Here is a 19,720-nt window from a genome sequence, read left to right on the forward strand (position 1 = left end):
CATCAGGACGCGCGGCTAGAACGACACCATGTCGGCCGGGTTCAGGATGCCCATCACTCCCAGCGCACCCTTGATCAGCGGGATGGCCACGGGCGACAAGTGGCGTCCCAGCGGGATGCCCGCATGGTCAAAGCGCGTCAGCATGGCGTAGTCGGTGTTGCGGCCGGTGACGTCATCGCTGATGGCGCGGCCGATGCGCACCGTTTGCGCCACGCCGTGGCCGCTCCAGCCGTGCACCATGTACACGGGCACATCGCCCGCGCTCTTGCGGCTGTCGGTCGCGCCGTTCAGCGTCAGGTCGCTGATGCCGCTCCAGGAATATTCCAGCGCCGGGTTTTCCAATTGCGGGAACACGGTCTTGATGCGATCCAGCAGGTAGTTGTTGACGTCGCGCGGCGACCACGAGTTACCGGTGCCCTGGCCTCCGAACAGCAGGCGGTTGTTGCGCACCGGCCGGTAGTAGTCGATTTGCAGCTGCGTGTCGTAGATGGGCAGGCCGGACGGGATCAGCGCGTTCAGCGTATCGCCCAGCGGCGGGGTAACGGCCACGTAGGTGAAGAACGGCACGGTGGTTGAGCTACCCGGCATGAACTGGAAGGTGGCGCTGTGCACGGCCAGCACCACGGCGCGGCGTGCCTTGATGGCGCCTTGCGCCGTGGTCACGCGCGTATTGCCCGGCGATTCGTCGATGGCTTGCGCGGCGGTGTTGTCGTAGACGCGGCCGCCCAGTTTGACGAAGGCGTGGATCAGACCTCGCAGCAGCGCCAAGGGCTGCACCTGGCCGCCGCCGCTGTCGATGGCCGCGCCGAAATAGATGTCGGACTTCACGTACTGTTCTTTCAGTTCGTGCCTGCCGATGATCTTGACGGCGTCGTCGCCCAGCCGCCGACGCGCGTCGGCATTTTCAACCAGCGCGCCCATATGGCCCGCATGCACCGCCGCCGTGACGTGGCCGCGCTTGCGGTCGCAATCGAAGCCGTAGCGCTCGCGCAGGCCGTCCACCGTTTCCATGGCTTCGACCGAGGCAAAGCGCCACAGCCGCCGCGCGTCGTCCAACGGCAGGTTGTCCAGCATCGTGCCCGCTTCCCAGCGCGCCAGGCCCGGCGTCATCTGGCCGCCGTTACGGCCCGATGCGCCCGAACCGATATGGTCTTTTTCGATCAGCACCACATCGACGCCGGCTTCGGCCAGGTGCAAGGCGGTGGACGCGCCCAGCAGGCCGCCTCCGATGACGACCACTTCGCAGTCCACATCGCCCGGCAGCGGGCCGAAGGCGGGCCACTCGGACAGCGAGGCTTCGTAGTAGTTGGCGGGCATGGGGTCGGTGGGTTTGGCGTCGCGCCGCCAGTTCCAGATGCGCGGATCAATGCCCAGCCGGGTGGGTATCGGCTGTGCATCGTGCAGCAATTGGGCGGGCGGCAGCATGGTGTCGCGGGGTGGCACACTGGCGTAGGCGGTGGTCAAGGCGTGCGAGGTCGCGGGCCACAAGCCCAGTGCGCCGACGGCGGTGGCCGTCGTTGTGGCCGCCGCTGTCTTGAGGATGAATTCGCGTCGATTCAATGTCATGTCGATGTTCCTGGAATCGGAAAAGGGCTCAGGCCGTGGGGGCCGGGCCGAAGCGGTTGCGGCCGGGGGCGCCGGCGGGCAGCATGAAGGGCTGCAACAGCAGCGTGCCGATGACGGGCACGGCATGCAGCAAGCCCCACCAGCCGCTGCGGCCCGTGTCGTGCAGGCGGCGGATGGTGACGGCCAGCGCGGGCAGCAGCGTCAGCAGCAGAAAGCCCGCCGTGTACCAGCCAAACAGGATTTCAGGGTTGGCGATGGCCAGCGCGCGTTCCACCGCCGAGATCGCCAACACGGCCATCAGCTGGAACAGCACGAAGTACCAATATTCGCGACGCCGTGCGCGGCCTTGGAAGACGGCGTAGTGTTTGAGGGCTTGCAGATACCACTTCATGGGGGGGCTCCTGGTTTGTAAAGATGTGCGCCATCCGCGCCGGGCGTGAGCGCGGGCGGCGTCATCGGCGCGCGGGGGCGCCAAGGGATTGCAAAGAATTAAGGGAAGGGGCGTGGGCGCGGGCGGGCGTCGTGCCGGCGCGTCGGACCCCTCAGCTGCCGGGGCTGTGCGCCAGTCCGGGCAGGCTGGGCTGGCCGGCGTGGCCGCCCGCCGCGTGTGATGGCGGGGCGGGCAGCACCGCCAGGCGTAGCGCGCCGGGGGCGCCGATAAGGCGGTCACCGTGTTGCGGCTGCCACAGGCTGCCGGTGCGAATGCGGTGGGCGGTGGACATGACCACGCGCGAATCCGCGTTCAGCACCAACGCGGGCTTGCCGATGCGCCGCAACGCGGGCAGCAGCATGCGGTCCAGCGTAGAGACCAGAACATCCACGGCGGCCACGCCGGCGAACGCCTGGCGGACCAGCACGGGGTGCGCGGCGGTGATGGTGTAGGCGCCGTTGCAGATGTAGTCCACGTAGGGGCCTTCGATAACGGGAAGATGGCGGCGCGCGGGCTGGTCGAACCAGGCGAACGCGCGAAAATCCAGCCGCCGCCGGGTTTCCTGATTGCGTTCCAGGGGCACGTGTTGCAGGGAGCGCCCCTCTTGCTGCCACCATTCCAGCGTCCAGTAACCGTCATCGGTGTCGGCATGCGCTTCAAAGCTGGCGAAGCCCGCGCCGTTGCACCAGGGGTTCAGTTGCAGCGCCACCTGGATGTGGGTTTGCAGCGCGCGGCGATGGTCCGCCGACAGCCGCAGGCCGCTACCGGGCGTCGGGGTCTGGCCCGACAGAATCTGCGCGGCGGCCTCGGCCAGCGCGGCGGCGGTGTTCCGGGCGTCGTTCACGACGCAGTCCAGAATGCCGTGGGCCCGGTCGATATGCGCGTCTTCGTTCATCTGCCGTCTCCTGTAGCCAAGGTTGCCGCCGGCGTTCAGCGGCCCTAGGTCTGTTGTGGCGGCGGCGCCGTGGCGTCCAACCGCAGTTTGTGTTCAAGCAGGTGGTCCGTCTGCGTGCTGATCATGTCCAGGGCAAGCGCGCTGCCGGCAAGATCGTCGCCCGCTTGCAGCGCCGCTTGCAGCCGGCGATATGCCGCCACCATCTCGGCGTGCACTGACCCGTGCGGATACAGCGCGGCAACCAGCGGCGCCCATTCCGCCTGGATTTCAAGCTCTTGGTTGGCCAGCCGCGCCGACTGCGCGTGCGTGGCCAGCAGCAGCAGGCAACGCATGTCCGACTGCGCGCGCGCCTGCGCCGCCTTAGCCGCTTCGAACTGGTCGATCTCTTGCGCCAGGCGCCGGTGATCGTCAGCCGTTGAACGCTGCGCGGCCAGCTTGGCGCTGTGGCCGATCACGGCGCAATGCAGCTCGCCCAGGTCGGCCAGATCGCCCGGCGTGGCCAGGCGCAGCGGATGGCGGTCGTGCATCATCTGCGCCGGCACGGGGCACACGAAGCTGCCCCCATTGCGCCCGCGCCGGGTGTCGATCAGCTGGCGCGCGCGCAAGGTGTTCAGGGCCTCGCGCACGGTTACGGGCGACACCCCCATCAGGCGCGACAACTCGTTCTCGTTGGGCAGCTGCTCGTCGGGATGCAGCAGGCCGGCGACGATCGCATTGCTGAGGCGTTCGACGACCTGCTCCGAGCGCGTGCCTTGGCCGATCGGTGCGTAGACGATGGCGTGGGCGGTCATGGGGGGCTCCGGCGCGAATGGAAAACGTGCATCATGCCACGGCGCTAGAAGATGCCGTGGCGATGCAGCGCCTGGCTGTCGTCGGGCACGGGTGCGATGGCATCCCAGAGTTCGACGACCTTGCCGTCTTGCACGCGCCACAGTTCAAAGTAGGCGTGGCGCTGGTCGGCGATGCTGCCCTCGGAATGCGTCAGCACGAAGTCGCCTTCGGCCACGCAGCGATGGATGCGGCTGTATTGCAGGCCCTGGCCGGATTCGCGCAGCTGGTTCAGAAAGCCGATGACGGCTGCCGTGCCGTCGGCAATGTCCGGGCTGTGCTGGTGGAAGGCTTCGCCGTTGCAGTTGTCGATGAACGCTTGATAGTCGCCTTCGATCAGGGCGCGCGTGAAAAAGCCCAGCACCAGCGCTCGGTTTTCATCGACGTCCTGGTCGGCGCGCGGTTGCGTCGGGCCGTCCAGCTGGGTGCGGCCACTGGCGTTGGGCGGCGCTTCGGGCACCAGGCCGTCCCAATGTTCGACGATGCGGTTGTCGGCCACGCGATAGATGTCAAAGCCGACCAGCGGCTGTTCGCCCAGGCCGGTGTAGCGGCCGTGGATGGCGACCAGGTCGCCGTCCACCAGCACGCGATGGGCCTCGTGCTTCAGGTCGGGATGTTCCTGGACCAGCATGAACAGGCCGTCCAGCCCGTTTTTGACCAAGGGGGAATGCTCGATGAAGCGCGGCGAGAAATAGCGTTCCAGCGCGCCGGTGTCGCGCAGCGTGAACAATTCATGGTGCGCGCGGGCAACGCGTTCGCGCAGCGCATCGGCTTGGGTGGTGGGCGTGTGTTGGGTGCTCATGATGTTTCCCCGGTCAGTCGTGCGCGCTCATCACGTGCTTGACGCGCGTGTATTCCTCGAAGCCATAGGCGGACAAGTCCTTGCCATAGCCCGACCGCTTGAAGCCGCCGTGCGGGGCTTCGGCGGTCAGCGGAATGTGCGTGTTGATCCATACCGTGCCGAAGTCCAGCTCGCGCGACAGGCGCTGCGCACGGCCGTGATCGCGTGTCCAGACGCTGGCGGCCAGGCCGTATTCCACGTCGTTGGCCATGGCGATGGCCTGTTCTTCGCCAGCAAACTTCTGCACCGTAATGACGGGGCCGAAGACTTCGGTCTGGATGGCTTCGTCCTGCTGTTGCAGGCCGGTGATGACGGTGGGTTCGAAGTAGTACCCGGCGCGCGCGGCCTGGCGGCCGCCGGTTTCAATGCGGGCGTGGGCAGGCAGGCGGGTGATGAAGCCCTGCACGCGTTCCAGCTGCGCGGCATTGTTCAGCGGACCGTACAGCGCGTCCTGATCGTCGGGGTCGCCAAAGCGGGTGTCGATAGCCGCGGCCACCAGCTTGGTGACGAACGCGTCGTGCACGGATTCAGCCACGATGACGCGGGTGGCGGCGGTGCAATCCTGCCCCGCATTGAAGAAGCCCGTCAGTGCGATGTGTTGCGCGGCGCGGTCCAGGTCGGTGTCTTCAAAGACGACGACCGGCGCCTTGCCGCCCAGCTCCAGATGTGCGCGGGTCAGGTTGGCGGCGGCGGACGCGGCCACTTGCAGGCCGGCTCGCACCGAACCGGTGATGGACACCAGCGCGGGGGTCTTGTGCGACACCACCTTGGCGCCCGTGGCGGCATTGCCCAGCACCACGTTGAACGCGCCGGCGGGGAAGAACGGCGCGGCCAGTTCGGCCAGCAGCAAGGTGCTTTCGGGCGTGGTGTCGCTGGGCTTGAGCACTACCGTGTTACCTGCTGCCAGTGCCGGCGCGATCTTCCAGACGGCCATCATCAGGGGATAGTTCCAGGGGGTGACCTGGCCCACCACGCCCAGCGGTTCGCGGCGGATGCTGGACGTCAAACCTTCCATGTATTCGCCCGTGGCCTTGCCCTCCAGAAAGCGCGCGGCGCCGGCAAAGAAACGGATCTGATCGACGCAGACAGCGACTTCTTCAGAGGCGATCAAGTGCTTGAGCTGGCCGGTGTTGCGGCTTTGGGCCTCGACCAGGCGGTCGCTGTTGGCCTGGACGGCGTCGGCCAATTTCAATAACGCCTGCTGGCGCGCGGACGGCGTGCTGCGGCCCCAGATCTTGAAGGCCGCGCTGGCGGCGGCGTAGGCGGCATCGACGTCGGCGGCGTTGGCGTTGGGAGAGCGTGCGATAGGCTGGGCGGTGACCGGGCTGATCAGGTCGAAGTATTCAGAGCCCGTGGATTCGGCGTACTGGCCGTTGATGAAATGCTTGAGGGTGGGCAGCGCCATGTTTTGTCTCCCGGAGGGTTGTTCTGGTTTGGGTTTTTCTAGCGGGTGGGCCAGCGCATTGGCTGACGGGTGGGCTAGCGATAGTTATATTCTCTGAGGTTATAGGTATTTATTCTGCTGGGGTTAACCCTGGATGCGAGCCCCATGCAAAACGCCCGGGAGCGAGGCCCGGGCGTTGGGTGCAAAGCAAATGCGGTGAGAGGCTATTCCGCTTTCAGTCCGGCCTGGATGATCAGCGGTTGCCACTTCAGCCGTTCGCTACGCGCAAAGGCTTCCAGTTCAGCGGGCGTGCCGCCGCCGGGCTCGTGGCCAAGTTCCAGCAGGCGTTGGCGCACCTCGGGCTGCGCCAACGCCTTGGCAAGTTCCGCGTTCAACTTCTGCACCACGGCGGGCGGCGTGCCCTTGGGGGCGTACAAGCCGTTCCACGCAATCACCTGGAAGTCGGGCAGGCCCTGCGCCGACACCGGCTTTACGCCCGGCAACAACGCGGATTCCTTCAGCGACGTGACGGCCAACGCGCGCAGCTTGCCGCTGGTAATGAACGAGCGCGCGGCGCTGACGGTGTCGATACCCAACTGCACCTGGCCGCCCATCAGGTCCGTGGTGGCGGTTGCCGAACCCTTGTACGGAATGCCCCGGATGCTGGCCACGCCTTGTTGCTTGAGCAATTCGAACACCAGCCGCGCCGTGGTGCTGGGCATGCCGACATTGACGCTGTCGGCCTTGGACTTCGCGGCGTCTTGCAGGTCGGACAAGCTGTTGTAGGGCGAGCCGGGCGCGGTCAGCAACACCATCGGAAACGAGCTGACCAGCATGATGGGCGCGAAGTCTTTCGCGGGGTCGAAATTGGTGGACGCATAGATGTACTGATTCAGCACGTGCGTGCCGTTGGTCCCCATCAGCAAGGTGTAGCCGTCGGGGGCGGCGCGAGCCGCTTCGGACGCGCCGATGTTGCCGCCCGCGCCCGGCCGGTTTTCGACAATGAACGGCTGGCCCATGCTGCGTGCCAGATACTCGCCTAGATACCGGGCGGCCACGTCGGTGCCCTGTCCCGCCTGGTAGGGCACGATGATGCGCACCGGCTTTGAGGGATAGCTGTCCGCGGCCGACACCGGCTGTGTGAACAGAACGGATGCCGCCAGCGCGGCGATCATGCGTAAGGGTTTCATGGTGGTCTCCTGGATTTTTTTATAGGGTCGTGATGCCGCGGACGCGGCTGCTGCCGTTGCCGCGGTGCTGCTGCTGCTGCTGCTGCCGTCGTTGCTGTTGCTGCCTGCTATCGCTTGCGCGCGGGCCCGAGCGGCAAGACGCCGTCTGCGCGCAACCCGGCGATGTGCGTGTCGTCATACCCCGCCTGCCGCAAGACTTCATCAGTGTGTTGCCCAAAGCCGGGCGGGGGGCGGCCGATGCGCGTGGGCGCTTCGGACAAGCGCGTGGCCGGACCAATGCCTTGATAGCCGTCGCGCGACACGCGCATGCCGCGATGCACCGCGTGCGCCTGTTCAAACGCTTCGGGCACGCTGTTGATGGGGCCGGCCGGCACGCCCAGCCGCATCAGGTCGTGGCAGAGATCGGCACGCGTGCGGTGGGCCAGCGCTTGCTCGATGGCGGCGCGCAAGGCGTCGCGGTGTTCCAGCCGCTGGCGGTTGGTGGCAAAGCGCGCGTCTTCCAGCAAGGCGCCCAACCCGGCGTAATCGCAGAATTTGCGGAACTGGCGGTCGTTGACCACACCCAAAAAAATCTCGCCGTCGCGGCATGCAAACCGGTCGTATGGCGCGATATTCGGATGCGCGCTGCCCATCAACGCGGGCGTCTGGCCCGTGTGCATCCAGTTGGCCGCGTGCGGCACCAGCAGGCTTAACGCGGTGTCGAACAAGGTCACGTCCACGCGCTGGCCCTGGCCCGTGCGTGCGCGGTGGTACAGCGCCAGCAAGATGCCCGACTGCGCGGTGTAGCCGGTCAGGTGGTCGACGATGGGGATGCCGATGCGCGTCGGGCCGCCGGCCGCGTCACCGTTCACGCTCATCAAGCCGCACATGGCTTGCAGGATGGCGTCGTAGCCGGGCATGCCGCCCAGCGGGCCGTCTTCGCCAAAGCCTGAAATGGCGCAATAGATCAGCTGGGGAAAGCGCGGCTTCAAATCTGTTTCGTAATCCAGGCCCCACTTGGCCATGGTGCCGGGCAAGAAATTCTCGACCAGCACATCGGCCTCTTGCAGCAGGCGCAGCAGGACGTCGCGACCGCCGGGCAAGGACAAGTCCAGGCCAATGGCGCGCTTGCCCCGGTTGACGGCGGTGAAGTAGGCCGCGTCGCCGTCCGCGTTGACGGGCGGGCCTAGCGCTCGGGTTTCGTCCCCGCCTGGCGGCTCGACCTTGATGACGCTAGCGCCCTGGTCGGACAACATCTGCGTGCAGAGCGGCCCGGCCAGCACCCTGGATAGATCGATGACCCGAATGCCTTCCAGCGCGCCAGCGGCGCGGGCGGGGGGGGCGTGTGCAGCATGCTCCGATGAACCAGACATCATTGACCTCGGTTTGGTCATGTCGGACGCGCGGGCGGCAAACCCGCGCGCGATCATGGCAAGCAGCGGCGGCCGGTCAGCCGTCGGAAATCAGGCAGCGGGGCGCGCGCTGCGCCCGCGCCGCCCATGCATCATGCAGTCATGAGGGCCATGTGCGCGATACGGCTTACGCACGGGTGGGCAATTCAACCACGCCCGAGCCCAGCACGGACAACTCATCGTCCTGGTTGCGCGCTTCCTGTTCGATTTCCACCAGGTGCCGGCCGTCTTCCACGTACTTGCGCTTGACGCGGCCCTTGAAGAACAGCATGTCGCCTTCGGGGTTGTGGCGGCGAATCTTGCACGTGGACTTGCGCAGGAAGCCGTCATCGCCCATCCAGTTCGTCAGGTGATGCGTCAACCACGAATTGCGTTCGGGACCGTAGTCGTAGGCGCCCGGCGCGCCCACTTCCAGCGCGAATTCTTCTTCCCAGTGCACGCGTTCCGGCACGTCGGGAATGCCGAAGCGGTTGGTGATGCCCACGCCCGGATGCGCGTCAATCAGTTGCCAGGCCAGCTTGTTGGCGCGGATGTACAGGCCGCCCCAGCCTTGCGCGTAGGCAATGAAGCCGGTCACCGTCATGGGGCCCTTGAACATCACGGGCAGTTCTTCGCCTTCCTTCACGTCTTCCCAGTAACGGGGCGTGGCGCCGCGCACTTCTTCCTGCGCGTACAGCTTGTAGGCTTCCTTGATTTCTTCAGGGCTGTAGCGGCGCGGTTCGCGAGCACGCACTTCCTTGTACTTGCTGCCTTGTTCGCGGGCGTGGTCGCGTTCGGTGCGAAAGCACCAGCTGTCGGCCTCGGCCACCTTGTCGCCGTCCTGGTTGAAAAAATCCACGTGATAGATCTGTTGCACGGCGCGGCCGGCAAAGCGCGTCTGGTGTTCAACCAGGTCTTTAAGGTGTGCTTCGGTCGAGATCACGTCGTTGCGCTTGACGGTCTTGTGCCAGGTCCAGTCGGCCCCTGACCACATGGCGTGCACGCCGGGCAGGCCACCCACGTAGCCCGACACGATGCGGCTGGTGGAAAACAAAAAGCTGGGCAAGGCGATGATGCCGCCATGCTGCGTCTTGGCGGCGTAGTCGGGGTCCGACCACAACGGGTTGTCATCGCCGATGCCATGCGCGTAGTGGCGGATGTTGTCGCGCGTGGCTTCGTAGCACCACGGTTCGGCGGTGGCGCCGATCTTCACGCCGATCCGCGCGCGCAGTTCGTCCAGGCCGCGCTCGGTGATCTTCGGGAAGCTGCGTTCGGTCTTCGTGGGGGCCTGGGCTTGGGGCTGCACTTGCGGTTTGGTTTCGGTCAGCATGATGTCTCCTGGGGATGGGTCATACGTGCGCGGCGGGCGCGGCGGGTGTTTTGCTGGTGGGGGTGTTGGTGGAGGCGTCGGTGGGGGTGTCAGGGGATGTGGCGGCGTTGATGTTCGCGGAGGGCGCTGCAAGTTCCTGTTCGCGCAGTTTGCGGCGATGAATTTTCCCGGCCGGGGTCTTGGGCAGCTCAGGCACAAACACCACCTGACGCGGATATTCGTGTTGCGCCAATTGGCTGCGCACGGTGTTCTGGATTTCTTCCACGAAGACGTCGTCACCCGGTCGGGCCGACACCACGAACGCCTTGACGACCTGGCCGCGCAGCGCGTCGGGCACGCCGATGGCGGCGGCTTCGGTGACGTCGCGGTGTTTCAGGATGGCGTCTTCGATTTCAACGGCGCTCATCGTCCACCCGGCGGAAATGATGACGTCGTCGGCGCGGCCGCCATGCCAGAAATAGCCGTCTTCGTCGACGCGGCCCAAGTCCTTGGTGGCTACCCAGGCGTCGCGTCGCCACAGTTTCAGTTCGCCCGTCACGCCGGGCGGGCAGGGCGCGCCGTTGGCATCCTGCACCTGGACGCGCAGGCCGGGCACGGGCTTGCCTAGCGATCCCGCCTTGACGGTGAAGTCTGGCGCGCCTGGGTAGTTCACCAGGCACACGCCGATTTCCGTCGTGCCGTACATGCTGCACACCGGGCGTCTAAAGGTTGCCAGGACAAAGGCAGAGGTCTCGCTGTCGATGGGTTCGCCGGTAAAAGACACCTTGTCTATCTGGTAGCGATATTGGCCCGCCGCGCCAGAGTTGCGCATCATCCGGTAATGCGTGGCGGCCGCCGAGATGTTGTTGAACGCGTGGTCCTGCAAGGCTTGCAGCAGGCGTTCGGCGTTGAACTTGCCGGCATAGGCGCCGATGGTCACGCCCATCGCCAGGGGCGCGAGCGTGCCGTGCCATAGGCCATGCCCCCACGCCGGCGATGACGGGCACATGTAGCGGTCGCCGGGGCGCACGCCGGTGCCGTACAGCGCGGCCAGCATCAACGTGACCAGCGCGCGATGCGTGTGGCGCACGGCGTCGGGCAGTTCGCGGGTGGTGCCCGATGTGTACTGGAAAATGGCCAGGTCATCGGCGTGCGTGTTGCAGTCGTATTGCGCGGGGAAGCGGTCCAGCGATGCCAGGAATGCGTCGTCCGCAATCACCACGCGCATGTCGTCGGCGGCCGGCACCATCGGCGCCTTGTCGGCGTTGGTGACCAGCATGCGCGGCTGGCAATCCTGCACGCGCAGCCGGATGCCGTCCGGCCCAAACAGGGTGAACAGCGGCACCGCGATCGCGCCGCGCTTCATGGCGCCGAACATGGCCACATAGAACGCCAGCGACGGTTCCAGCATGACGGCCACGCGGTCGCCGGCGCCAATGCCCTGATCGGCCAGGTAGTGCGCAAAGCGCGAGGACGCCTGGGCGATCTGTTGGAAGCTGAAGGTTTCATCAGCGCCGGTTGCACGCACCAGGATGATCGCGGGCTGGTCCTTGTGCGCGTGCCGGTCGATGCATTCGTGCGCAATGTTCATGCGGTCGCGGTTGCCATCGAACAACTCCCAAAGCTTCTCGGAAGTGCAAAGCGCGTGCGCGTCGGCGTATGAGGTGGTCTGCGTCAGCATCGTCATGTCGTCGTACCTGTGTGGGTCTGGCAAGCCGTTGAAGCGACTATGCGCGCCGGCTTTTAAATTGTCAATGACGTTTATCAATTGTATATATACAATTATCGACGGCATTTAGGGGACGCGTTTTGTCCCGCGCAAGGTATGCTTGCCGCAATAAAAACCGGAGAGCCCGATGAGTGAAGCCAGTTCCCAGGAATCCACCGCCGTGGCGGGGCCGCGCGTGCGCCCCGTGCCGGCGGTAACGCGGTCAATCGCCATCTTGCGATTGCTGGGCCGTGGCGGCGAGGCCATGACCTTGAAGGCCATCTCGCAGGAGCTGGGCATGGTCACCAGCACCTGCCTGCACATACTTCGAGTGCTGGTGGAAGAAGGCTTGGTGAAGGTCGACACCGGCACCAAGCGCTACAGCCTGGGCGTGGGCATGTTGACCCTGGCGCGCAGCGTGATCGAAAGCAGCCCCTTCCCGGCGTTGGTGCAGCCGGTGCTGGACAAGCTGTCCAGCAGCGCGAACGTCACGGCCATCGGCGTCGAAGTGGCGGGCAGCGAACACATGGTGGTGCTGGCGCTGTCGCGCTCGACCGCGCCCTTCCGTCTGCACGTGGACGTGGGCAGCCGCTTCCCCGCGCTGATCAGCGCAACGGGCCGTTTGGTGGCCGCGTTTTCAGACCTCTCGGACAAAGAACTGGAACGCCGATTCAAGGCGTTGCGCTGGGATCAGGCGCCCGCCTATGCGGAGTGGAAAGCCGACATCGACGCGGTGCGGCGCGAGGGCTACAGCCTGGATCGCAACCACTACATCAACGGCGTCGTCGTCATCGCCGTGCCCGTGCTCGACAGCCACAAGCGCATGACGCATTCCCTGGTGGCCGCGGGCCTGGCCGAACAACTGGACGACGCCCGCGCTCACGCGCTGGCCAAGGAATTGCAAGCGGAAGCGCACACGCTGTCGCAACTGCTGTCCACACGGAGCTGACGCCATGTCGCACCCCGCCAATCCCGAATCCCTTGCCGCCGATGGCTGGCACCGCAAATCACTACCCGGCTTCGCCGGACTGATCGGCCCCTTGTGGGTGCGCAAGGAAGGGCAGGCGTGGGCCTACGGACTCTTGGCCACCGAGAACCACCTGAACCCGGCAGGCGTCGTACACGGCGGCTTGTTGACCGCGCTGCTGGACCACGGCTTAAGCGCCATCGCCTGGCAAGCCCTGGACCGCCGCGCGTGCGTCACGGTGCAACTGGACACGCACTTCCTGGCGGCGGCACGCGTGGGCCAGTTCCTGGAGGTGCGCGGAGACGTTCTGCGCGCCACGTCCAGCCTGGTGTTCATGCGGGGGGAATTAAGCGTCGCCGGGCAGGTGCTGGCGACGGGGGCGGCGGTGTTGAAAGTGCTGGACCCAGGCCCAGGCGCGAAGCCCGCGCCTGCCTGATTGCGCCGCCCCGCCTTAGAACCCGATTCGCGGCACGTGCACGCGGCCTTCCATCAGCACGCGCGCGCTGCGACTCATGATGGCCTTGGTGACCTTCCATTCGCCGTCAACCAACTGCGCTTGTGCGCCTACGCGCAGCGTGCCGGAGGGGTGGCCGAAGTTGACGTTGTCGCGTTCGGTGCCGCCGGCGGCCAGGTTGACCAGCGTGCCGGGGACCGCCGCGGCGGTGGCGATGGCGACGGATGCCGTGCCCATCATCGCGTGGTGCAGCTTGCCCATGGACAGCGCGCGCACCAGCACGTCGATATCGCTCGCGCCAATCTGCTTGCCGCTGGATGACACGTAGGCCTTGGGCGGCGCCACGAAAGCGACCTTCGGCGTGTGCTGGCGGCTGGCGGCCTCTTCCAGTTTTTCGATCAGGCCCATGCGCAGCGCCCCATGCGCGCGAATGGTCTCGAAGCGGGCCAGCGCGGCGGCGTCGCTGTTGATGTCGTCTTGCAATTCCGTGCCGGTGTAGCCCAGCGCAGCCGCTTCCAGGAAGATGGTCGGGATGCCGGAATTGATCATCGTGGCCTTGAACGTGCCCACGCCCGGCACCTCCAGGTCGTCCACCAGATTGCCCGTGGGGAACATCGAGCCGCCGTCGCCGTCTTCGGCCGGGTCCATGAATTCCAGGCGCAGTTCGGCGGCGGGAAAGGTCACGCCGTCCAGTTCGAAGTCGCCGGTCTCCTGCACCGCGCCGTCCGTCATGGGCACGTGAGCGATGATGGTTTTCTTGATGTTGGCCTGCCAGATGCGGACAACCGCCACGCCGTTGTCCGGCACGCGCGCCGGGTCGACCAGGCCGTTGGTGATGGCGAAGGGGCCGACGGCCGCCGACAGGTTGCCGCAGTTGCCGCTCCAGTCCACGAACGGCTGGTCAATGGAGACCTGGCCGAACAGGTAGTCCACGTCGTGATCCGGCTGCGTGCTTTTGCCGACGATGACGGTCTTGCTGGTGCTGGAGGTGGCCGCACCCATGCCGTCGATCTGCTTGCCGTAGGGGTCGGGGCTGCCGATCACGCGTAGCAGCAACGCGTCGCGCGCCGGGCCGGGCACGCGCGCGGATTCGGGCAGGTCGTCAAGCTTGAAGAACACGCCTTTGCTGGTGCCACCGCGCATGTAGGTGGCGGTAACTTTGGTCTGAGGAGCATGAGCCATGGGGATGTCCTGGTGTCTGTGAGGGTCAGGGCGGCGGTGCGCAGCCCGGTTTAGCCGGCCTTCTTGGTGTCGCCCGCAACGGATTCGGCTTCCAGGAAGTCCTGCGCAAAGCGTTGCAGCACGCCGCCGGCTTCGTAGATGGACACTTCTTCCGCCGTGTCCAGACGGCACGTCACCGGCACCTGCACGGTCTGGCCATCGCGGCGATGGATCACCAGCGTCAGGTCCGCGCGCGGCTGGCGTTCGCCGATCACGTCATAGCTTTCGGTGCCGTCCAGCGCCAAGGTCTTGCGGTTCACGCCCGGCTTGAATTCCAGCGGCAAGACGCCCATGCCGATCAGGTTGGTGCGGTGGATGCGTTCAAAGCCTTCGGCCACGATGGCTTCCACACCCGCCAGCCGCACGCCCTTTGCCGCCCAGTCGCGCGACGAGCCCTGGCCGTAATCGGCACCCGCCACGATGATCAGCGGCTGCTTGCGATGCATGTACGTTTCGATGGCTTCCCACATGCGCATCTCGCGGCCTTCGGGCTCTACGCGCGCCAGCGATCCCTGCTTCACCGTGCCGTCTTCGTTGGTCACCATCTCGTTAAAGAGCTTGGGATTGGCGAAGGTGGCGCGCTGCGCGGTCAGGTGGTCGCCGCGATGGGTGGCGTAAGAGTTGAAGTCCTCTTCGGGCAGGCCCATCTTGTGCAGGTATTCGCCGGCCGCGCTGTCCATCAGGATGGCGTTGGACGGCGACAGGTGGTCGGTGGTGATGTTGTCGCCCAGCACCGCCAGCGGCAGCATGCCGCGCAGCGTGCGCTCGCCAGCCAGCGCGCCTTCCCAGTACGGCGGACGGCGAATGTAGGTACTTTGCGGGCGCCAATCGTACAAGGGGCTGACGCCCGCTTTACGGTCTTCCTGAATGCCGAACATCGGCGCGTACACCTTGCGGAACTGCTCGGGCTTGACCGCCGTCTTGACCATGGCGTCGATCTCTTCGTCGCTGGGCCAGATGTCTTTCAGGCGAATCTCCTTGCCGTTGCCATCCACGCCCAGCACATCGCGTTCGATATCAAAGCGGATGGTGCCGGCAATCGCGTAGGCCACCACCAGCGGAGGCGACGCCAGGAACGCTTGCTTGGCGTACGGATGGATGCGGCCGTCGAAGTTGCGGTTGCCGGACAGCACGGCCGTGGAATACAGATCGCGGTCGATGATTTCTTGCTGGATGACCGGATCCAACGCGCCCGACATGCCGTTGCACGTGGTACAGGCGAAGGCGACGACGCCGAAGCCCAGCGCTTCCAGATCCGGCAACAGCCCGGCTTCCTCCAGGTACAGCTGTACCGCCTTGGAGCCGGGCGCCAGCGAGCTCTTCACCCACGGCTTGCGGGCAAGGCCGGCGCGGCGCGCATTGCGTGCCAACAGGCCGGCGGCAATCACGTTGCGCGGGTTGCTGGTGTTGGTGCAGCTGGTGATGGCGGCAATGATGACCGCGCCGTCGGGCATCAAGCCCGGTGCGTTTTCGACCACGCCGGAAATACCACGTTCGGCCAAGTCCGAGACGGGCAGGCGGCGGTGCGGATTGGACGGGCCGGCCAGCGTGCGCACGACCGTCGACAGGTCAAAGCGCAGCACGCGTTCGTATTCGGCGGTCGCCAGGCTGTCGGACCACAGGCCCGCCGTCTTGGCGTAGGTTTCCACCAGCGCAATCTGTTCGTCTTCGCGGCCGGTCAGGCGCAGGTAGTCGATGGTCTGCTGATCGATCGAGAACATGGCGGCGGTGGCGCCGTATTCAGGAGCCATGTTCGAGATGGTGGCGCGGTCGCCCAAGGTCAGGCTGGCGGCGCCTTCGCCGAAGAACTCCAGATATGCGCCCACCACTTTTTCTTTGCGCAGGAACTCGGTCAGCGTCAGCACCACGTCGGTAGCGGTAATGCCCGGCTGCGCGCGGCCGGTAAGTTCCACGCCGATGATGTCCGGCAGGCGCATCCACGAGGCGCGGCCCAGCATCACGTTTTCGGCTTCCAGCCCGCCCACGCCGATGGCGATCACGCCCAACGCGTCCACGTGCGGCGTGTGGCTGTCGGTGCCCACCAGCGTGTCCGGGAACGCCACGCCGTCCTGTGTGTAGATCACGGGCGACATCCGTTCCAGGTTGATCTGGTGCATGATGCCGTTGCCCGGCGGCACCACTTCGATGTTGCGAAAGGCCTGCTTGGTCCAGTCGATGAAATGGAAGCGGTCTTCGTTGCGGCGGTCTTCCACCGCGCGGTTGCGGGCAAAGGCGTCGGGGTCGGTGCCGTCGAATTCTACCGCCAGCGAGTGGTCCACGATCAACTGCACCGGCACCACCGGGTTGACCTTGGCCGGGTCGCCGCCTTTTTCAGCGATGGCGTCGCGCAGGCCCGCCAGGTCCACCAGCGCGGTCTGGCCCAGGATGTCATGGCACACCACACGCGCGGGAAACCACGGAAAGTCCAAGTCGCGGCGACGCTCGATCAGTTGCTTGAGCGCATCCGTCAACATCGCCGGGTCACAGCGGCGCACCAGGTTTTCGGCCAGCACGCGCGACGTGTACGGCAGGCCAGCGTAGGCGCCGGGCGCAATGGCTTCAACGGCGGCGCGCGCATCGAAATAATCCAGGCGGGTGCCGGGCAGGGTCTTGCGGTACGAGTGGTTCATCATGCCTCCGTGCGCGTCAGCGTGCTTTGCGCGATCTGTTGTTCGATGTTGATACGTGACGCGCGGATATGGCGGCGCATCAGGATTTCAGCCAGCTCGCCGTCGCGGTCTGCGATGGCGTCAAGAATGCGGTGGTGTTCGGCATAGGCCTGCCGGGGGCGGTTGGGCGTGGTCGAATACTGGATGCGGTACATGCGCGCCAGTTGGTAGAGCTCGTCGCACAGCATGCGAAACAGCATCTGGTTGCCGCTGCCCTTGACGATGCGGTAGTGGAAATCGTAATCGCCTTCCTGCTGGTAGTAACCCACGCCGGCTTGAAAAGCGGCATCGCGTTCGTGGGCGTGCAGTACCTCGCGCAGCTCGGCGATTTCAGACGGCGGCATGCGCTCGGCGGCCAGCCGGCATGCGGTGCCTTCCAGCGATTCGCGAATCTCATAAAGCTCGGACAATTCCTGCTGCGACAAGGAGACCACCCGCGCGCCCGCATGCGGCACGCGCACCAGCAGCTTCTGGCCTTCCAGACGATGCAGCGCTTCACGCAGCGGCCCACGGCTGACGCCATGGATACGCGCAAGTTCGGGTTCGGAAATCTTGCTGCCCGGGGCGATCTCGCCCTTGACGATGGCCGCCTGGATCTTCTTGAAGATGTGACCCGACAGCGTCTCGCCGTCCCCGGGCGCCGCGCCTGGCAGCGTCAGCACTTTGCTCATAGTGTCAACAATATGTCCGAATTGCGGGGTGAATATCGGGATAAAGCGTTGTGTGGACGCTGAATTGTCAACAATTTACCCCGCAGTGGGGCGGGGCGCAAGCCGGGGTAAAGGGGGTGCAAGCGGCCGGGGGCCGCTTGCGACAGGCACATCGCGCCAGGCTAGCGCTTGTGGTGCACCGCCTGCACGCCGTACACCCGCACCGGCAAGCCCACGTGGCGCGCCTTCAATTGCAGCGACAGATACTGCGAATAGTGCCGCGACTGATGCAGGTTGCCGCCATGGAACCACAGCCCTTCCTGCTGAGTCGGCTTCCACATGTTGCGCTGTTCGCCTTCCCACGGGCCGGGGTCCTTGGTGGTGTCCGATCCCAGGCCCCAGCACTTGCCTACCTTGTCGGCAACTTCCGGGCTGATCAGGTCGGCGGCCCAGCCGTTCATGGAGCCGTAGCCGGTGGCATACACGACCAGGTCCGCGGGCAAGGTCACGCCGTTCTTCAACACGACGGCATCGCGCGCCAGGTGGCTGACGTCGGTATTGGATTGCAGCTTCACGCTGCCGTCGATGATCAGGTCGCAAGCGCCCACGTCGATGTAATAACCGGAGCCGCGCCGCAGGTATTTCATGAAGAGGCCCGAGCCGTCGTCACCCCAGTCCAGCATGAAGCCGGCCTTCTCCAGCTTGCTGTAGAACTCGGCATCGCGTTCGCGCATCTGGTTGTAAAGCGGGATCTGGAACTGCGCCATGATCTTGTAGGGCAGGGACGCAAACGTCAGGTCGGCCTTGCGCGTGGTCATGCCGCTGGCCAGCGCTTTTTCGGAATACAGCCCGCCCAGCCCGATGTCCATCAAGGTGTCCGACCGCACGATGTGCGTGGACGAGCGCTGCACCATCGTCACGTTGGCGCCGCCTTCCCACAGCGCCGCGCAGATGTCGTGCGCCGAATTGTTGGCGCCGATCACCACCACATTCTTGCCGCGATAGGCGTCCGGCCCGGGATGTTGCGAAGAATGCTGCTGTTCGCCCTGGAACTCGTCCTGCCCGGGAAAGCGCGGCACGTTCGGCTTGCCCGACATGCCGGTGGCCAGCACCAGCTGCTTTGGCCGCAGCACGACCGGCTTGCCGTCGCGCAGCACGGTGACTTCCCATTCTTTCTTCGCCTCGTCATAGCGCGCCGATTCGCAGACGCTGGACGTCCAGTAGTTAAGCTCCATCACCTTCGTGTACATCTCCAGCCAGTCGCCGACCTTGTCCTTGGGCGCGAACACGGGCCAGTTTTCCGGAAAGGGGATGTAGGGCAGGTGGTCGTACCAGACCGGGTCGTGCAGGCACAGCGACTTGTACCGCTTTCTCCAGCTGTCGCCCGCGCGCTCGTTCTTTTCGATGATGATGGTTGGCACGTTCAGTTGACGCAGCCGCGCGCCCAGCGCAATGCCGCCTTGCCCGCCGCCGATGATCAGCACGTAGGGCTGCGTCTTGTAGCCGAGTTCCGCGGCTTCCTGCTCGCGCTTTTCCAGCCAGGTCTGGCGTTCGCGGCGGCTGCCGTGTTCGGCGCCCAGGGGGCGGCGCGTGCCGCTGGGTTCCTCGTGGCCCTTGAGCTCGGACATGGTGGTCAGCAGCGTCCAGATCTTGCCGTCCTTCACGCGGATGTGGCCGTAGCCGCGCGCCAGGTTCGTATCGATGTGCAGCCAGCCCTGCAAGAGGTCGTCGTCGTCGCTTGTCGCTTCACGATCGTCGCGCGTGAAGCGCACCGGTTCGACTTGCGACAGTTGTTGCGTGAGCATGTCGCGGATCTGCGCATGGCCTTCGAACGTGCGCAGGTTCCAGCTGAACAGCACCAGGTCGCGCCAATAGCACTCTTCCTGGAACAGGTCGGCGATGGCGGCCATGTCCTTGTTTCCCAGCGCGGTGTTCAGACGGGCAAGCACGGCGTCCAAAGCGGCGTCGGCGGGGGCGGTCTGCATAGCTTGTCTCCTTGCCCATGGCGGGCGTGGTTGGGGGGCGGACGCGTACGCCCGCGAGCGGTCCCGGCCTGTACCGGCCGGTGGCTGCCTGAGCTTCTTCATGCAAATGTCGTGCCAGCTTATGACGAGCGAGCCGGCCCCGTGGCGGGGAGGGGGGCGCGCACCAATCCGGCGTGGCGCGGCGCCACACCTGTGGCGCGGCAGTGTGGCGGTCTCTTTTACACATCTGACGCCGCCGGCGAGCGGGCTAGGG

The 19,720-nt window shown here is 65.8% G+C and carries 16 protein-coding genes; 2 read left to right on the plus strand and 14 right to left on the minus strand.

Translation table 11 applies throughout. From position 1 onward, the window contains the following. Positions 1-15: 15 nt before the first annotated feature. The 10 genes from YH64_RS23355 to YH64_RS23400 all read right to left on the minus strand — a co-directional run bounded on the left by YH64_RS23355 (position 16) and on the right by YH64_RS23400 (position 11,500). Entirely contained in the window at positions 16-1,425 is a 1,410-nt protein-coding gene (locus YH64_RS23355) for an FAD-binding oxidoreductase (protein ID WP_219992783.1), read from the minus strand. Positions 1,426-1,594: 169 nt separating this feature from the next. Beyond that, positions 1,595-1,957, minus strand: a complete 363-nt coding sequence (locus YH64_RS23360) for a DUF805 domain-containing protein (RefSeq protein WP_046806655.1) — start codon at positions 1,955-1,957, stop codon at positions 1,595-1,597. Between the two features lie 151 nt (positions 1,958-2,108). Beyond that, the gene (locus tag YH64_RS23365) at positions 2,109-2,891 is read right to left on the minus strand and encodes a cache domain-containing protein (protein ID WP_046806654.1); all 783 of its coding nucleotides are present in this window, start codon (positions 2,889-2,891) and stop codon (positions 2,109-2,111) included. Positions 2,892-2,935: 44 nt separating this feature from the next. Next, the gene (locus tag YH64_RS23370) at positions 2,936-3,682 is read right to left on the minus strand and encodes a FadR/GntR family transcriptional regulator (protein ID WP_046806653.1); all 747 of its coding nucleotides are present in this window, start codon (positions 3,680-3,682) and stop codon (positions 2,936-2,938) included. Between the two features lie 44 nt (positions 3,683-3,726). Then, positions 3,727-4,521, minus strand: a complete 795-nt coding sequence (locus tag YH64_RS23375; protein ID WP_046806652.1) for a nuclear transport factor 2 family protein — start codon at positions 4,519-4,521, stop codon at positions 3,727-3,729. Between the two features lie 13 nt (positions 4,522-4,534). Further along, a complete protein-coding gene (locus YH64_RS23380; protein WP_046806651.1) occupies positions 4,535-5,965 on the minus strand; it encodes a gamma-aminobutyraldehyde dehydrogenase in 1,431 nt (476 codons plus the stop codon). Between the two features lie 203 nt (positions 5,966-6,168). Then, positions 6,169-7,134, minus strand: a complete 966-nt coding sequence (locus tag YH64_RS23385) for a tripartite tricarboxylate transporter substrate binding protein (protein WP_046806650.1) — start codon at positions 7,132-7,134, stop codon at positions 6,169-6,171. Positions 7,135-7,241: 107 nt separating this feature from the next. Then, positions 7,242-8,489, minus strand: coding sequence for a CaiB/BaiF CoA-transferase family protein (locus YH64_RS23390; RefSeq protein ID WP_046806695.1), 1,248 nt, complete (start codon positions 8,487-8,489; stop codon positions 7,242-7,244). A 163-nt stretch (positions 8,490-8,652) separates the two neighbouring features. Beyond that, positions 8,653-9,834 carry a MaoC family dehydratase N-terminal domain-containing protein gene (locus YH64_RS23395; RefSeq protein ID WP_046806649.1) on the minus strand — a complete coding sequence of 394 codons (1,182 nt, stop codon included), beginning with the start codon at positions 9,832-9,834 and terminating at the stop codon, positions 8,653-8,655. Positions 9,835-9,853: 19 nt separating this feature from the next. After that, positions 9,854-11,500 carry an acyl-CoA synthetase gene (locus tag YH64_RS23400; RefSeq protein ID WP_046806648.1) on the minus strand — a complete coding sequence of 549 codons (1,647 nt, stop codon included), beginning with the start codon at positions 11,498-11,500 and terminating at the stop codon, positions 9,854-9,856. A 169-nt stretch (positions 11,501-11,669) separates the two neighbouring features. On the opposite strand from YH64_RS23400, the gene YH64_RS23405 reads away from it, so the two are divergent. After that, a complete protein-coding gene (locus tag YH64_RS23405; RefSeq protein ID WP_046806647.1) occupies positions 11,670-12,470 on the plus strand; it encodes an IclR family transcriptional regulator in 801 nt (266 codons plus the stop codon). Positions 12,471-12,474: 4 nt separating this feature from the next. After that, complete coding sequence (locus tag YH64_RS23410) at positions 12,475-12,924, plus strand: PaaI family thioesterase (protein WP_143215504.1); 450 nt, start codon at positions 12,475-12,477, stop codon at positions 12,922-12,924. 15 nt (positions 12,925-12,939) lie between these two features. Here YH64_RS23410 and prpF read toward each other — a convergent pair whose 3' ends face one another. From prpF to YH64_RS23430, 4 genes are all read right to left on the minus strand, one after another. After that, on the minus strand, positions 12,940-14,124 hold the full coding sequence (gene prpF, locus YH64_RS23415; RefSeq protein WP_046806645.1) for a 2-methylaconitate cis-trans isomerase PrpF: 1,185 nt from the start codon (positions 14,122-14,124) through the stop codon (positions 12,940-12,942). Between the two features lie 50 nt (positions 14,125-14,174). After that, entirely contained in the window at positions 14,175-16,793 is a 2,619-nt protein-coding gene (acnD, locus tag YH64_RS23420) for a Fe/S-dependent 2-methylisocitrate dehydratase AcnD (RefSeq protein WP_046806644.1), read from the minus strand. After that, on the minus strand, positions 16,793-17,503 hold the full coding sequence (locus YH64_RS23425; RefSeq protein WP_046806643.1) for a GntR family transcriptional regulator: 711 nt from the start codon (positions 17,501-17,503) through the stop codon (positions 16,793-16,795). The genes acnD and YH64_RS23425 overlap by 1 nt, the downstream gene beginning before the upstream one ends. A 161-nt stretch (positions 17,504-17,664) precedes the next feature. Further along, positions 17,665-19,467 (minus strand): NAD(P)/FAD-dependent oxidoreductase, encoded by a 1,803-nt coding sequence (locus YH64_RS23430; protein WP_046806642.1) that lies wholly within the window; start codon positions 19,465-19,467, stop codon positions 17,665-17,667. Positions 19,468-19,720: the final 253 nt, after the last annotated feature.

The organism is Achromobacter sp. LC458 (assembly GCF_001005835.2).
Lineage (GTDB): Bacteria > Pseudomonadota > Gammaproteobacteria > Burkholderiales > Burkholderiaceae_B > Achromobacter > Achromobacter spanius_B.

Excerpts from the sequence above, each read along its gene's own strand:
- YH64_RS23355 (WP_219992783.1), bottom strand. The coding sequence starts at position 1,425 with ATGCTGCCGCCCGCCCAATTGCTGCACGATGCACAGCCGATACCCACC.
- YH64_RS23360 (WP_046806655.1), bottom strand. The coding sequence starts at position 1,957 with ATGAAGTGGTATCTGCAAGCCCTCAAACACTACGCCGTCTTCCAAGGC.
- YH64_RS23365 (WP_046806654.1), bottom strand. The coding sequence starts at position 2,891 with ATGAACGAAGACGCGCATATCGACCGGGCCCACGGCATTCTGGACTGC.
- YH64_RS23370 (WP_046806653.1), bottom strand. The coding sequence starts at position 3,682 with ATGACCGCCCACGCCATCGTCTACGCACCGATCGGCCAAGGCACGCGC.
- YH64_RS23375 (WP_046806652.1), bottom strand. The coding sequence starts at position 4,521 with ATGAGCACCCAACACACGCCCACCACCCAAGCCGATGCGCTGCGCGAA.
- YH64_RS23380 (WP_046806651.1), bottom strand. The coding sequence starts at position 5,965 with ATGGCGCTGCCCACCCTCAAGCATTTCATCAACGGCCAGTACGCCGAA.
- YH64_RS23385 (WP_046806650.1), bottom strand. The coding sequence starts at position 7,134 with ATGAAACCCTTACGCATGATCGCCGCGCTGGCGGCATCCGTTCTGTTC.
- YH64_RS23390 (WP_046806695.1), bottom strand. The coding sequence starts at position 8,489 with ATGATGTCTGGTTCATCGGAGCATGCTGCACACGCCCCCCCCGCCCGC.
- YH64_RS23395 (WP_046806649.1), bottom strand. The coding sequence starts at position 9,834 with ATGCTGACCGAAACCAAACCGCAAGTGCAGCCCCAAGCCCAGGCCCCC.
- YH64_RS23400 (WP_046806648.1), bottom strand. The coding sequence starts at position 11,500 with ATGACGATGCTGACGCAGACCACCTCATACGCCGACGCGCACGCGCTT.
- YH64_RS23405 (WP_046806647.1), top strand. The coding sequence starts at position 11,670 with ATGAGTGAAGCCAGTTCCCAGGAATCCACCGCCGTGGCGGGGCCGCGC.
- YH64_RS23410 (WP_143215504.1), top strand. The coding sequence starts at position 12,475 with ATGTCGCACCCCGCCAATCCCGAATCCCTTGCCGCCGATGGCTGGCAC.
- prpF (WP_046806645.1), bottom strand. The coding sequence starts at position 14,124 with ATGGCTCATGCTCCTCAGACCAAAGTTACCGCCACCTACATGCGCGGT.
- acnD (WP_046806644.1), bottom strand. The coding sequence starts at position 16,793 with ATGAACCACTCGTACCGCAAGACCCTGCCCGGCACCCGCCTGGATTAT.
- YH64_RS23425 (WP_046806643.1), bottom strand. The coding sequence starts at position 17,503 with ATGAGCAAAGTGCTGACGCTGCCAGGCGCGGCGCCCGGGGACGGCGAG.
- YH64_RS23430 (WP_046806642.1), bottom strand. The coding sequence starts at position 19,467 with ATGCAGACCGCCCCCGCCGACGCCGCTTTGGACGCCGTGCTTGCCCGT.